At 52.7% G+C, this 13,006-nt stretch carries 13 protein-coding genes; 6 read left to right on the forward strand and 7 right to left on the reverse strand.

Annotated features, from left to right (window positions below):
* Nucleotides 1-30: 30 nt before the first annotated feature.
* Nucleotides 31-1,224, reverse strand: a complete 1,194-nt coding sequence (argJ, locus tag AB1L42_RS13585) for a bifunctional glutamate N-acetyltransferase/amino-acid acetyltransferase ArgJ (RefSeq protein ID WP_367056293.1) — start codon at nt 1,222-1,224, stop codon at nt 31-33.
* Nucleotides 1,225-1,569: 345 nt separating this feature from the next.
* Between argJ and AB1L42_RS13590 the strand changes: the two genes are divergently transcribed.
* The 3 genes from AB1L42_RS13590 to AB1L42_RS13600 all read left to right on the forward strand — a co-directional run bounded on the left by AB1L42_RS13590 (nt 1,570) and on the right by AB1L42_RS13600 (nt 3,725).
* Entirely contained in the window at nt 1,570-1,794 is a 225-nt protein-coding gene (locus tag AB1L42_RS13590) for a hypothetical protein (protein WP_367056296.1), read from the forward strand.
* 111 nt (nt 1,795-1,905) lie between these two features.
* Nucleotides 1,906-2,844 (forward strand): tyrosine recombinase XerC, encoded by a 939-nt coding sequence (gene xerC / locus AB1L42_RS13595; RefSeq protein ID WP_367056299.1) that lies wholly within the window; start codon nt 1,906-1,908, stop codon nt 2,842-2,844.
* 83 nt (nt 2,845-2,927) lie between these two features.
* Complete coding sequence (locus AB1L42_RS13600; protein ID WP_367056302.1) at nt 2,928-3,725, forward strand: SDR family oxidoreductase; 798 nt, start codon at nt 2,928-2,930, stop codon at nt 3,723-3,725.
* Between the two features lie 148 nt (nt 3,726-3,873).
* Here AB1L42_RS13600 and AB1L42_RS13605 read toward each other — a convergent pair whose 3' ends face one another.
* The 3 genes from AB1L42_RS13605 to AB1L42_RS13615 all read right to left on the reverse strand — a co-directional run bounded on the left by AB1L42_RS13605 (nt 3,874) and on the right by AB1L42_RS13615 (nt 7,112).
* Nucleotides 3,874-4,800 (reverse strand): inositol monophosphatase family protein, encoded by a 927-nt coding sequence (locus AB1L42_RS13605; protein WP_367056305.1) that lies wholly within the window; start codon nt 4,798-4,800, stop codon nt 3,874-3,876.
* A 2-nt stretch (nt 4,801-4,802) separates the two neighbouring features.
* Nucleotides 4,803-5,672, reverse strand: a complete 870-nt coding sequence (locus tag AB1L42_RS13610) for a RimK family alpha-L-glutamate ligase (RefSeq protein ID WP_367056308.1) — start codon at nt 5,670-5,672, stop codon at nt 4,803-4,805.
* A gap of 168 nt (nt 5,673-5,840) precedes the next feature.
* Nucleotides 5,841-7,112 (reverse strand): hypothetical protein, encoded by a 1,272-nt coding sequence (locus AB1L42_RS13615; protein ID WP_367056311.1) that lies wholly within the window; start codon nt 7,110-7,112, stop codon nt 5,841-5,843.
* A 265-nt stretch (nt 7,113-7,377) separates the two neighbouring features.
* Here AB1L42_RS13615 and AB1L42_RS13620 point away from each other — a divergent pair, with 265 nt between their 5' ends.
* Nucleotides 7,378-7,962: a hypothetical protein gene (locus AB1L42_RS13620; RefSeq protein ID WP_367056314.1), complete on the forward strand. Its 585-nt coding sequence runs from the start codon at nt 7,378-7,380 to the stop codon at nt 7,960-7,962.
* On the opposite strand, the gene AB1L42_RS13625 is transcribed toward AB1L42_RS13620, so the two are convergent.
* Both AB1L42_RS13625 and AB1L42_RS13630 read right to left on the reverse strand, forming a co-directional pair.
* Nucleotides 7,937-8,914: an aldo/keto reductase gene (locus AB1L42_RS13625; RefSeq protein WP_367056317.1), complete on the reverse strand. Its 978-nt coding sequence runs from the start codon at nt 8,912-8,914 to the stop codon at nt 7,937-7,939. The genes AB1L42_RS13620 and AB1L42_RS13625 overlap by 26 nt on opposite strands.
* A gap of 17 nt (nt 8,915-8,931) precedes the next feature.
* Entirely contained in the window at nt 8,932-9,816 is an 885-nt protein-coding gene (locus AB1L42_RS13630) for a prephenate dehydrogenase (RefSeq protein WP_367056320.1), read from the reverse strand.
* 220 nt (nt 9,817-10,036) lie between these two features.
* On the opposite strand from AB1L42_RS13630, the gene AB1L42_RS13635 reads away from it, so the two are divergent.
* Both AB1L42_RS13635 and AB1L42_RS13640 read left to right on the forward strand, forming a co-directional pair.
* Entirely contained in the window at nt 10,037-10,978 is a 942-nt protein-coding gene (locus tag AB1L42_RS13635) for a MoxR family ATPase (protein WP_367056323.1), read from the forward strand.
* Nucleotides 10,979-11,128: 150 nt separating this feature from the next.
* Entirely contained in the window at nt 11,129-12,457 is a 1,329-nt protein-coding gene (locus AB1L42_RS13640; protein WP_367056326.1) for a PQQ-binding-like beta-propeller repeat protein, read from the forward strand.
* A gap of 8 nt (nt 12,458-12,465) precedes the next feature.
* On the opposite strand, the gene AB1L42_RS13645 is transcribed toward AB1L42_RS13640, so the two are convergent.
* Nucleotides 12,466-12,912 (reverse strand): hypothetical protein, encoded by a 447-nt coding sequence (locus AB1L42_RS13645; RefSeq protein WP_367056329.1) that lies wholly within the window; start codon nt 12,910-12,912, stop codon nt 12,466-12,468.
* Between the last annotated feature and the right edge of the window lie 94 nt (nt 12,913-13,006).

Raw genomic sequence — 13,006 nt, forward strand, 5'->3', positions numbered from 1 at the left:
CCCTTCGATTGAAAGTTCGGCTCCGGAAATTTACGTCGTGTAGTCCGCGTTCAGACGGATGTACTCTGAAGTGAGATCGCAAGTCCAATAGGTGACCGACTCATTTCCCAGCCGAAATTTGAGCTGAATGTCGACTTCTCCCTGAGCCATCAGTTGTGACAGCGAGACTTCGTCGAAGTCCAATGGACGTCCGAGGTCATAAACCACGACGTCGTTGATCTCCAGCGACAAGTCTCGTTCGAGAAAAGGAACGCCAGCATATCCTGCTGCGGAAACGATTCGGCCCCAGTTCGGATCGTTCCCGGTAATCGCTGTCTTCACGAGTGGACTTTCGCAAACAGCTTTGGCAATGCGACGTGCCTGCGCCACTTCCGGTAACCCGGAGACGGACACCTTCACGAAGTGTTGAGCGCCTTCTGCATCGCGAATGATCAGTTGCGACAACTCCTGGCAAACTTTGATCAGTCCTTCGATGAATTCCGGATGCGGTCCCTGTGCCGGGGACTGCACGCCCGATGCTCCGTTTGCGAGCATCAACACACTGTCGCTGGTGCTGGTGTGTCCCTCCACGGAAATGCAATTGAATGACTGATCGACAACGGTTCTTAGCAGTCCGCCGGCCAACTCTTTCGGAAGTGAATAGTCAGTCATAACGACCGCGAGCATCGTCGCCATGTTCGGAGCGATCATCGCTGCCCCTTTGGCAACTCCGGTGATCCGTACCTCTTGGCCATCAATATTGATTGTCTGCGAAGCAATTTTCTCGACGGTGTCCGTCGTCATGATCCCTTTCGCAGCGAGAGTCAACTGCTCAGGTTGACTGCCGAGTCCCTGACACGCACCCCGAATTCCCTGGCTGACTTTTTCCATGGGCAGGAAGTGGCCAATCACTCCTGTCGAGCAGACGAGTACGTTTTCACTTTCGGTCGACAGTTGCTCAGCGACGATCGACGTCATCATCTGGGCGTCGGTCAATCCTCGCTCGCCGGTGCAAGCGTTGGCGTTGCCAGAGTTAATGACAATCGCTGAAATCGCGTCGCTGGGCGTTCGCTCACGACTGACCAGAACAGGCGCTCCGACAACCTGATTCTGAGTGAACACACCCGCTCCGACCGCCGGGCTGTCCGAGGCAAACACCGAGACATCCAGCTTTCCGGATGCTTTGATCCCGCAAGCAACCCCGTTCGTTCGAAAGCCCTTGGGAACCACAAATTGACTTGTCATGTTGGAATGGAGAGCTTTGAAAGGGATGAACGAAACACAAGACAGACTCAGAAAAACACCGTGATTCGGCTTTTCACCGAGAATTGTTCTGATTTTTCCCGCTCAATTGCAAGTCACTTCTCACGGCAGTTTCTTCAGAATTTACGAGCTCCAATGTATTTGCGCAGAACGTCGGAAGGGAAGCTGGGCAATTCTCGGTGAGACAATGGATCTTGTCGATTACAGAAGACAGCAACCGGCTCCAGAAACTTCTTCGGAATCCGCGTCCGCATCTCCTCACCGTTTCCCGCTGACTCGTCGATAACGACATCAGTGAAGTTTGTCGGCGAAATGAGGTGTCGCATCATGTCGAGGAGTGTCAATGTTGTCGCAATGGTCAAAGATGGAGAACGTTTCGTTTTCCTCTTTGATGCAGAAAGCGCCCCTCAATTGCTTCAGACTTTCGGACATTACGCGGCAGATCCCGAACTCAATTTCACCTGGTACGACGCTGCCGTGCTGAGCCAGCGAGTTCGTCAGCTTCAGGCCGAAGCCAAGAAGTCGACCACATCATTTCGACGGAGCGCTTGAAGAATTTTCAGAAAGAGTCTTCGCTGATTCGCCAACAGGAGTTCCAAGCTCTTTTCAACGAGCTGACAATCACTCGGCGGAGTTCTTTCGACTCGATCTGGAGCTGTGACGTTGCAAAAAAGTGTTGATGACTTTCTCCGCTATCTGCACATCGAGCGCAATGCGTCGGAACTGACACTCAAGTCTTATCGAGATGACTTCGCGAGCTTCTACGATTATCTGCAGGATCGAGTCGGCACGATCCCTCATCCGGAAGAAATCTCAATTCCGGTGCTTCGTGGATATGTTTCATATCTCCACGAATGCCAGTACGCTCGAACAACAATCGCCCGCCGACTCGCTGCTTTGAGAAGTTACTTTCGCTACACAATGCGAGAAGGGATCACGACATCGAATCCCGCGAAAGCACTTCGAACTCCTCGTACGGGACGCAAGTTGCCGCACTTTTTGACCAGCGAACAAGTCGCCAGTCTGCTTGAAGCTCCGCCCACTAACGATCCCATGGGTTTGAGAGACCGGGCGATTCTCGAAACACTCTATTCAGCCGGACTTCGTGTCGCGGAACTGGTTGGCCTCGATGTCGACAGCTGGGACCGCGGTGCCAACATCTTGCGAGTCTTCGGTAAAGGCAAGAAAGAACGAATCGCGCCGGTCGGATCGTATGCAGTTCGAGCACTTGAACGCTGGATGAGCGTTCGCGAACCCGATCCCAACGGGCTTCCCGAAGAGACAGAGGCACTGTTCCTCAATCGTTTCGGAAGGCGACTGACCACGCGCAGCATAGGTCGCATGATCGACAAATATCTGAAGATCACCGGTCTCGACAGGATCACTTCGCCGCACACACTTCGTCACAGCTTCGCCACACATCTACTTGACGGAGGAGCAGATCTCAGAAGTGTTCAGGAGCTGTTGGGGCACAAAAGCCTGACGACTACGCAGATCTATACACACGTCAGCACGCGAAGAATGCGAGAAACTTACGAGCACTCGCACCCTCACGCTGCCATGTCGGATGACATCGATCACGAATTTGACGACGATGAGTGATAAGATGACATCGTCAAGAATTTGATCCCGGCTGCTTTGGCATGAAATCGCAAGGATCAACAAGATCGAGAGATGAGGACGGCATGGCGAACGAAGTTGTGTTGATTACGGGAGCGTCATCAGGCATTGGCTGGGAGATCGCTGAGCGATTTGCTGCTGACGGTGCGGAACTCATTCTTGTCGCACGTCGCGAAGAGAAACTTCAGGAACTCGCCGATCGTCTCCACAAAGATCACGGGACCAAAACTCGCATCATTTCGATGGATCTCTCCACTCCCGGGGCTGCTTCGGAATTGCATCAAAAAGTTGTCGAAACACATCCCGATGTGGACGTTCTCGTCAACAATGCTGGATTCGGACAATACGGAAAGTTCGAAGAGATCCCGGTCGATCGTCACGTCGACATGTGCATGCTCAACATTGTGACTTTGACCGAGCTGACTCGCTTGATTCTCCCACGGATGATTGAACGCAACAGTGGGTCGATTCTCAATCTCGGATCAACTGCCTCTTTCCAACCAGGGCCGAACTGTGCTGTTTACTACGCGACGAAGGCTTACGTCTTGTCATTCTCGGAAGCATTGACCGCCGAGTTATGGGGCACGAAAGTTTCTGTCACGTGCCTTTGTCCGGGACCGACGATCACCGGCTTCGGATCTGACTCAGACATGGAAAATGCGACCATTTTCCAAATGCTGAAAATGCCCGTCGATCCCGTCGTCGATGCGGGTTATCGCGGCGTGCGGAAGAAGCGACGACTCGTTGTCCCTGGCTTCATGAACAACCTGCTCGCATTCTCAGTTCGTTTCACGGCGCGACCTGTCATCCTCTGGATCATGAAGCGGCTTCAACCGCTTCCCTCAGCTTCAAAGGGAAAATGATTGAGATGACTTCGCTGTAGTCCACACTGAATCACTCGCCAGAGTCATAGAGCATTTTTTGGTTTGGTGTGGACAATCTCGCTCAAGCAAGCACAGCTTTTATCTTGTGCAACAAAGCAAGCGAGTGCACAGGAAAGGGCAACTTGCTTTAGTCGACGTAACGAACCGGATTCCAGTCTCGCGCCAGATCCACGAGAATCTTAAGCTTCTCGGGTGAATCGGCAGTGGCCACAATTCCCGGCAGTCGTAACATCGACGCCCGGTCGTCCATCCACGTCTCTTCGAAGTGAACAGGTTCACCATTGTGTACCCAGACGCTGTCGCCTCCCAGAAGTCGAGCGATCTGCATCGACACAGGATAGTCGTAGATATTCGGAGAATGAATCAGCGACCCACCGAACTCGCCCGTGGCCAGCAAAGGATAGATGCTTCCCGGTGTTTCGTCGGGCGGAAATCCCTCGAGTCCGGCAGCTGTCACTTTTTCGGCATTCGCTGCATCGTTCTTCTGGAATCCAATCAGATAGATTTTGCGAGAATCCGGTCGGTTGCTCGACTGAATGTTGGGCATCGCCTCAAGACATTTTTGAGCAGACACGCTCAAGTCGTCGGGACCGCATTTCAATGTGTCTCCGTAGGCCATGGTCCAAGAACCGGTCGGTCCATCTTCGGGACAATAGACCAGCGAGAACAACACATCATCCCGTGTGCGAAGATGAAGCATGACGGAATAGCCATTGCCAGTTCGATCACGAAACTGTTTCGTTCCGTCAATCGGATCGAGAGCGATGGTCAGTTCTCCATCCTCACGAAATGCTCCCAGATCTCCGTTCTCTTCCTCAGCTTCAATGCGACATTCACGCAGGATGGGCGAACGGTCACGAAGACCAGCGACAACCAGTTCCTGAACGGTCAAATCTGCAAGTGTCAGCGCATCCGTGTTCGCATTCCCGGAGGACTTTCCTTCGAGAGCAATGTTGAATGAACGGAGCTTGCGTGCCACAGCTCCGGACCAGCGGAGAAGGTCAGGGGCATCGTTGAGCAGGGCTTCGATGACATCGTTCGGAGCGGGTGACATTTTTATTCCTCAAGATATTCAAACAGTGCCTGGGCGACATCGATCTTCGTTGTGGATTGAAACGCTTTCCAGCCCGGCACAGCATTGACTTCAATCACATAACAGCGCCCGGAAAGGTCGTATAGCACATCAACACCTGCAAAGCACGTGTGCACAGCCCCGGCAGCAGCGACGGCGATAGCTTCTTCTTCCGGTGTGAGACGATGCAAACTGGCTTTTCCCTGACGAGCCACATTCGTTCGAAAGTCGGTCGGATGGCTTCTGCGAATCGCCCCCAGAACCTTGCCATTCAACACAAGAATTCGAACATCAAAGCCCTCATGAAGAATGAATTCCTGCTGATAAATCACGCTATTGAGACGTTCGATCGCGCGAAACGATCGGAAGGCGAGATCCGGATCGGAAAGTCGAATAATCCCGCGCCCTTCCGCACCGAACAGGGGCTTGACGACCACATCCTGTCCGAGAACGGAGAACGCTTCCATCGCCTGATCGGTCGTTTCAGTCACGATCGTGCGCGGGATTGGAATTCCACACGCGCTTAATCGAGAAGTTGAAAGAAACTTGTCGACCGCACATTCGATCCCGCGTGGATGGTTAACGATCCGAACTCCCGCTTCCTGCAACTGCAGTAGGACATCCATCCGATAAACCACCTGTTCCAATGATCCCGGAGGCATTGTTCGAACGATAACGCAATCAATACCGGAGAGTTTTACTCCATCGCTTGTGACTTCGGTCGTAGAGTCTTTGACGAACGACGCCAGCCGTTCAAAGTCGACCGCTTCGCAATCGTGGCCCCGTCGTTCGCCAGCTTGAAGCAGTTGTTCCACATACCAACTTCCAGTGTGACCTAAGATCGCAATCCGCACAGCGATTCCTGTTCGCAATAAACCCAAGCTCTGGTAACCGAATGGTTCACCGAAACCTTCAATGATTCAGAAAGAGCTTCAGGGTAAGTTAGTGAGGAGTTTAGGGAAGATCTTCCCCACTTCGAAGTCATTTAATGCGATGACTTCCCAACCCTGACGATTCAGTAATCACTGCCCTGTTGAGTTCGAATCCGAATCAGGATCATCCGCCGACTCTGGGTCGGAAGGCGAATCATCGGACGGCTCACTCTCCGCGTCCGATTCCATATCCGAAGAGTCTTCAGGCTCGGTCTCATGAGTCTCGACTTCAATCGTCAAATCCTCAGCGATTTGCGGAGCGACGTTCACTTCGACGGCAAACTCAGATGGGAGGATCGTATTGTCGCCAGCAGTTTTGCGTTCCCGAATCGTAAATGACTCCGTACCGATCGGAACCAGAAAATAGAAGTCGCCAGACTGACTTTCGTAGACGCAAGGATAGGCGGTTTGTTCCTGGACTGCGTGACAGATCCGTCCCAGTCCGCTCACAAAAGTATTGTAGACGACAGCTTGCCGATACTCAGGGAGCAACGCATTCTGCGAACTCGCTTGCGGATCGGACCACTCCTCAAACATGCGATTGATGCTGGCCTTCAACTCCTGAAACCGTTGCTGTTCCAGTTCTCGAAACTGATCCTGATAAAACGTGTCTATGTCAGCGAGGCTGAGCAGGCGAGCTTTGACAAACTCCGCCTGACGCCCCGGACTCAACGTCATTCGCAGCTTGTCTCCATCCGCAACGAGGTCCAAAACCACAAGATTACTGCGCACCGTCGTGGGTGTTTCGCGAAGCTGTTCGAGGACAGTGTTGAAGCGTTGTTGAGGAATGCTGAAGTCGTCCGCTTTCAATTCCATTCGAAGAATGTGATCCGCCGGTAACCGCTCTCCCGAAATCGTTCCGGTGAAAACTGGTTGTGTCTGGAGTGAATAAAACACTCCCAGCAAGACGAGCAGGCCGCCGAAGAACAGAGGCGGCAGGAGCATACCAAGGCGACGTTTGCGACGTCGACGAGGCAGCGAGGAACGCATGGAACTTGGTTCCGAGGAACCGAACTGAAACGAATCAGTGGCATTTTCCGGCGGTGAAGCGGAGCTTGGTTCTGACAGGTTGAATTCCGTAGTTGTTTTCAACAAAGGGTCGGTTGGTTCAGGTGCACCAGCGCTGCGAGATGACTTTTTCTGAGATTCCGGCAGCGGCGCAGAATCGGGATCGTAGACTTCAAACTCGTCCGTGTCGGCAAGACTGGGATCGACCGCTTCCGGTGAAGCAGGTGGGTTCGCTTGAGGAGCAGGAACCCTCACACGTGAACCACACTTCGGACATTGTCCGACTTTGCCAGCAGCGTCATCTCTCACCCGCACGGTTGCGGTGCAATATGGACAGTGAAACTGAATTGCCATGGATTTCGAGGCTACAAGGAAGAAGTCGGCAGTCCCGATTGGGAACCTGTTTTCGTGGCAGCGACCCATATCGTGCCTGACAGTCACCGCGAACGTCAACCGGTCGACGTGCTTGAATTGTTGACATGCACGTCCAGCATAATCCTCAATACCGTTCTGTCCCGCTTAGTGATTTCCCCATAATTTCCGCTTTGAAGGGTGATTGCAAGCGTGGCCGAGATAGGGTTGCGGGTTGATTCGGAGATTTACAGATATAGAGGTTGTGATGGTTTTGGAAACCCAACAGCAGGCCGAACAGAGCACGGAGTCTCGCCTAGTTCTTCCCGCCAACTTCCTGGCGAATTGCGCATTTGCGTGGGCGGCTTACCACATTGCACTGTGGCACATCTTATTTTTTGTCAATTACTTACAACAATCTGCACCAACTCTTGATCTCTGGGAATTCTATCTTCACTTCGCGACTCAGGCCTATCCACTCGTGCTAACAGCTGCGGTCACGACACCGCTTCTGCTGCGAGCAATCTCGCGATCGGCTGAAACGATTTCTGCCCCGCTGCAGCGGGTTGAAGAGACCTTGAAAAAGCTACGTTTGGGAGAACCGGTTCAAACCGTGCAATTCCGACAAGACGACGCTTTGAATCGACTTCAGGATGAACTGAACGCGTTCGTGGAATGGTATGAGGAGTCCACGCGACTCGACGCGAGCAATCCGGAAGATTCAGTGGACAACACGGAACGTAATGTTCTGAAGCGATTGGCCGACTTGAAGAAGACGACTCAAGGCATCCGCGCAGTGGGGGAGAAGCTTCCTCGTCGCCCCCATGTTATGTCACCGCCGGACGGGAGATAACTGGTCCGCGACGGACGATCGCCTCATCAATCGCTTTGATGGTTGCAGCTGGGAGCTGAATCTCCATTGCCTGCGCGGTTTCCTGAATCTGCTCAGGACGTTTCGCGCCGCACAAAGCAGAAGTGATTCCGGGACGCTGAATCGTCCACGCAATCGTTAGTTGGGCGAGCGAGATGCCAGCAGTCTCCGCGAGCGGACGAAGTTCATCGAGAAAGTCGTGTGTCTTATCCCATTCACGGCCCTGAAAAACTTCGTATTTCTGGCGACCGTCTTTCGGGTCCCAGCTGTGATCTCGCGAAAGTTTTCCCGCGAGGAAACCTTTCATGAGCGGCCAGTACGGAATCACGGAAACCTGATTCGTCACACACCACGGGAGAATGGAATCTTCGATTTCACGTTGCAGCATATTGTAGTGAGGCTGTGCCGTCGCGATCGGGCAAACGCTTCGAAACCGCTCGAACAATTCGACGGTGTGAAAGTTAGAAACACCGACAGCCCGGATCTTGCCTGAATCGAGCAACTCCTTGAAGACTTCTGCAGAGTCCTCAACGGGCGTTTCGGGATCTGGTGCATGCAAGTAGTACAGATCGATGCGGTCGGTGTTCAACCGCTGGAGACTCTCGTCGCAGTGCCGACGAATGACTTCCGGCCGCGCATCATGAACTTTCTCCCGTTTTGAGTTCCAGGAAAGTCCGCACTTGCTCGCGATGACGATTTCATCTCGATGAGCGCCCAAGACCTCGGCGATCATCCGTTCGCTTTCGCCTTCGTACCCGTAGCTGTAAGCAGTGTCGAAGAAGTTGATTCCGGAATCAAACGCAGCCTGCAAAGTTTGCAGGCTGGCATCACGGGTGACATCGACACTCGTAATTCCGGTAATTGGCCAACACCCCATCGCGACCGGAGTCACTTCGATATCGGTGGCTCCAATCTTACGAAGAACACTCATCATGACACCTTCTTCAACTTCTACTGTGTTTCTCTAAGAGAAGCCTCTTGCAGTCGTTCAAACTCGTTTCGACTGACCCGCCCGGACTCGAGGAGATTCTGAATCGCTTCCCTGTCGTCATTCTTAAGGGCAGTGCGAAACTCCGACAGTCTCTCGATCATATCAGACGTCGCGGCACAAATCTGATCGGAGTTGTCGTTGAAGATGGCGGTCCACAAGTCGGCATCGCCAGCAGCGACGCGAGTGGTATCACGAAATCCGGTCGAGCCAAACGCAAGTGCCGAATCTGGCACAATGCCTGCAAGTGCAGAAGCGACCAAATGAGGCAGGTGGCTGACCATCGCCAGAATTCGGTCATGTTCTTTTGGAGTGGCTGTGTGGACCAGCATTCCAAGATTCTTCCAGAACTGCATCATGGTTTCCGTCAGTTCCGGAGTGGTCTCCTGCATGGGAGTCACAACACATTTTCGGTTGACGAACAAGTCAGCCGTTGCGTGTTCGAATCCAGATTGATGGGACCCAGCCAGCGGATGTGACCCGACGAATCGCTCTCTGCCACCGTCGAGTTCGAGCACCTGCTCACAAATTCCAGACTTAACACTCCCAGCATCTGTGATCAGCGTCTCTGAAGGAGTTGCCTTCAAGATCGACGCGACATGGTCGACGATTCGATCGACTGGCGTGCACACAATGACGAGATCGACGTCTTCCAGCGAATCGATGGACGAGACTGCGGAATCAATCACATTTCGAGCGATGGCTTCGTTCAGGCGATCGGGATTTCTGCCGACGCCGACAATTGATCGACACAGATTTCTCTCTCGAGATGCCAGAGCGATCGATCCACCAATCAGTCCGACACCCACGATCGCAATTCGATTGAAGGGGATTTCGGGCACATTCATAACGAGAATTGTAGTGATCAAATCACAAAAGTGGGTTCCGATCAGCCTCAAGATTCAAGAGAATTCGCCGGAATTGATTTCGAAAGATTCGTAATTATTGATGAATTCTGGTCCAATCGTCGCCGCTCAGGTGAACCATTTCGTTCTTCTCCTATAATGCGGTCCAATTCTTGATTATTCTCTTATCCGATCCTCTCCGAAACTTGATGTGGAGTGTTTAGTGACAAGCGATTCTGCCGCATTGATCCAGTCTCTCGAGGAGAATATCGGGCGAGTTTTATTAGGAAAAGAAGAAGTCATTCGACTGGCAGTTGTCGCCTTGCTGGCTGAAGGGCATGTGCTCATCGAAGATGCTCCGGGGGTTGGAAAAACGTCCCTCGCGAAAGCAGTCGCTCACAGCTTTAACTGTCAATTCTCGCGTCTGCAATGTACGCCGGACATGCTTCCCAGCGACATTCTGGGATCGAGCATTTTTCTTCCCAATAAAGGGGAGTTCGAATTTCGCGCAGGGCCAATCTTCACGAATGTTCTCCTCGCAGATGAAATCAATCGAACCACTCCGCGAACTCAAAGCGCCTTACTGGAAGCGATGATGGAGCATCAGGTCTCCGTCGATGGCAAGACCTATCCGCTCAGCAAGCCATTCTTTGTGCTTGCGACGCAGAATCCGTTCGAGTTCGAAGGAACATATCCTCTCCCGGAAAACCAGTTGGACCGATTCCTGTTATGTACGGAAATCGGATATCCATCGCGCGATGCCGAACGTCGAGTTTTCACAAGCCATCGTTCCGGCGAACCAGTTGAAACACTGAACTCCGTGTTGTCGACGGAACAGCTTTCGAAACTGCAGAAACAGGTCCGTGAAGTCCGAGTCGATGATTCGATCTCCGATTACATTCTTGATCTCGTCGACGCAACACGTGAAAGTCGTGAGCTTTCGCTGGGTGTCAGTACTCGAGGGGCATTGACGATGTACCGGGCTGTTCAAAGCCTGGCACTCGTGGAAGGTCGAGACTTCGCCATTCCCGATGATGTCAAACGCCTCGCGAGCCCGGTCTTCGCTCATCGCGTCATCTGTAGCGGTGTGATTCGCGAAGGCCAGCGAAACCGCGCCCGCATCATTATTCAACAGATGATTGACACCATCCCCGTCCCGAATTAGACCTTCATAGTCAGTTTCACTGAACTCGCCTGAATACGTTCCTGCCAATCGATCCTCAATGACCACCACTCAGTCGGACTTCTTCGATTGTACGGTTGTTGAGTGCTTGCACCAGATCTTTCTGAAACACTGTTTTCGAAGAGCCGAACCATGCTCATAGATCGTTGTCGCGACTGCGTCTTCTTCGTCTGCCTGATCTCACTGGTCAGCGTACAAAACGTCCACGGGGAAAACACGATGCCTTGGCCGGACCGCAGCGGACCTCACTTCAATGGGTCTGCCGACGAAAAAGATGCAGCGAACCTTCCGATCAAGTGGAATGAGAAAGAGAACGTTGCCTGGAAAATCTCATTGGAAGAACAGGGCCATTCCACACCGGTCATCGGAGAAGGACGCATTTGGTTAACGGCTGCCAATGAAGATGGAACAAAACAGTTCGTCTATGCCATCGATGAAGAATCGGGAGAGATCCTGATTCACAAGCTGTTGTTCGAGAATCCAGACCCTGAACCGCTCGGCAACAACATCAACACCTACGCTTCTCCCAGCTGCGTGCTGGAAGAAGGAGCTGTTTACGTTCACTTCGGAAGCTATGGCACTGCAAAGCTGAACTCATCAACCGGAGACGTCATCTGGACGAGACGAGACATCGAAGGCAGGCACTTCCGCGGACCGGGCTCGTCTCCTGTTCTCTTCCGAAATTCCCTGATTCTGACGTTCGACTGCATCGATCGGCAGTTTCTCGTTTCACTCGACAAAGAGACCGGCGAGACTCTCTGGCTCACCGAAAGAACGACCGACTACGATGACCTCGACGAGAACGGACAGCCGAAACGTGAAGGCGATTTGAGAAAAGCGTACAGCACTCCGGGGCTCATCGAAGTTGGCGACCGAGTTCATCTCGTCTCTGCCGGATCAAGAGCGGCCTTCGGATACGACGCTGCAACTGGTGAAGAACTCTGGACCATCACTCATGACGACTACAACGCAGCTGCGCGACCGTCATTCTTTCGAGGCAATGCCATTCTGAACACAGGTTCCCGAAACGCGAACTTGTTGTGCGTGCGTCTCGACGAGACGACGCAAGGAAACGTTGATGAGTCCCACGTCTTATGGGATCGCCCTCGCGGAAACTCCCGATTGGCAACCCCGCTCCTCCACGATGGTCTCATTTATATGGTGACCGACAACGGGGTCGCGATTTGCATTGACGCGGAGACAGGAGAAGAAGTCTGGACCGACCGCGTCGGAGGGACGTTCGTTGCCTCCCCGATCATTGCCAATGGGAACATTTACTTCTGCAATGAAGAAGGGGAAACGATCGTCATCAAAGCGGGTCGGGAGTTTGAAATCCTCTCCAAGAACACTCTCGATGAAGGTATGCGCGCTTCACCTGCGATTGCCAATGGAGCGATTTTCCTGAGAACGTTCGGTCACCTCTATAAGATCAAGCGCCCCAACGAATCGTCCTCCAAGTGATGTTCGCTTCACTCTGACTTCGAATGAATTTCGACGAAGACCGTTTCCCACAGACCGCCGGGGAGCGAACGAGTTTCTGTTGGTTCGAAAGTAATCGCGAACAGCAATTCGTTGAAGTCTTCAAGGTTGGCCGTGACATCGAATCGAAGCGGCTCTTCGCTGACAGGCTTCAACGCGCTTTGATTGACATGAAAGTCTGAAACGTCGCCCACACCTTCAGGGATGTAAATCTGAACGCACTCATCTGGAGTCAACCCGGACGGACGATGAAACCGACGGCGAAACCAGGCTGTTCCTCCGCTCTCTCCGAACAAGGCTCGCCAGTCCATCGGCATTGAGTGTCGCTGCCAAGTCAGATCCTGGTTTGAAGTTGGAATGTCTTCGAGGCTGATTCCGGGCGGCAGGACTTCCCACGGACCTTTCAAACGAATGCGATGGAGAAGATTGGAATTCATAAGAGCAATCGGGTCACGAATTGAGTTCGTACTCGTATTTATCAACAATGCGTCACAACGGTGACTTTGGGGATTAGAGCAACTTCATTGCTGG

It is taken from the genome of Thalassoglobus sp. JC818 (assembly GCF_040717535.1).
Classification (GTDB): Bacteria; Planctomycetota; Planctomycetia; order Planctomycetales; family Planctomycetaceae; genus Thalassoglobus.

Bases quoted from the DNA above. Each gene is read 5' to 3' on its own strand.
- argJ (WP_367056293.1), bottom strand. From the start codon at position 1,224: ATGACAAGTCAATTTGTGGTTCCCAAGGGCTTTCGAACGAACGGGGTT.
- AB1L42_RS13590 (WP_367056296.1), top strand. From the start codon at position 1,570: ATGTCGAGGAGTGTCAATGTTGTCGCAATGGTCAAAGATGGAGAACGT.
- AB1L42_RS13600 (WP_367056302.1), top strand. From the start codon at position 2,928: ATGGCGAACGAAGTTGTGTTGATTACGGGAGCGTCATCAGGCATTGGC.
- AB1L42_RS13605 (WP_367056305.1), bottom strand. From the start codon at position 4,800: ATGTCACCCGCTCCGAACGATGTCATCGAAGCCCTGCTCAACGATGCC.
- AB1L42_RS13615 (WP_367056311.1), bottom strand. From the start codon at position 7,112: ATGGCAATTCAGTTTCACTGTCCATATTGCACCGCAACCGTGCGGGTG.
- AB1L42_RS13620 (WP_367056314.1), top strand. From the start codon at position 7,378: ATGGTTTTGGAAACCCAACAGCAGGCCGAACAGAGCACGGAGTCTCGC.
- AB1L42_RS13625 (WP_367056317.1), bottom strand. From the start codon at position 8,914: ATGATGAGTGTTCTTCGTAAGATTGGAGCCACCGATATCGAAGTGACT.
- AB1L42_RS13630 (WP_367056320.1), bottom strand. From the start codon at position 9,816: ATGAATGTGCCCGAAATCCCCTTCAATCGAATTGCGATCGTGGGTGTC.
- AB1L42_RS13640 (WP_367056326.1), top strand. From the start codon at position 11,129: ATGCTCATAGATCGTTGTCGCGACTGCGTCTTCTTCGTCTGCCTGATC.
- AB1L42_RS13645 (WP_367056329.1), bottom strand. From the start codon at position 12,912: ATGAATTCCAATCTTCTCCATCGCATTCGTTTGAAAGGTCCGTGGGAA.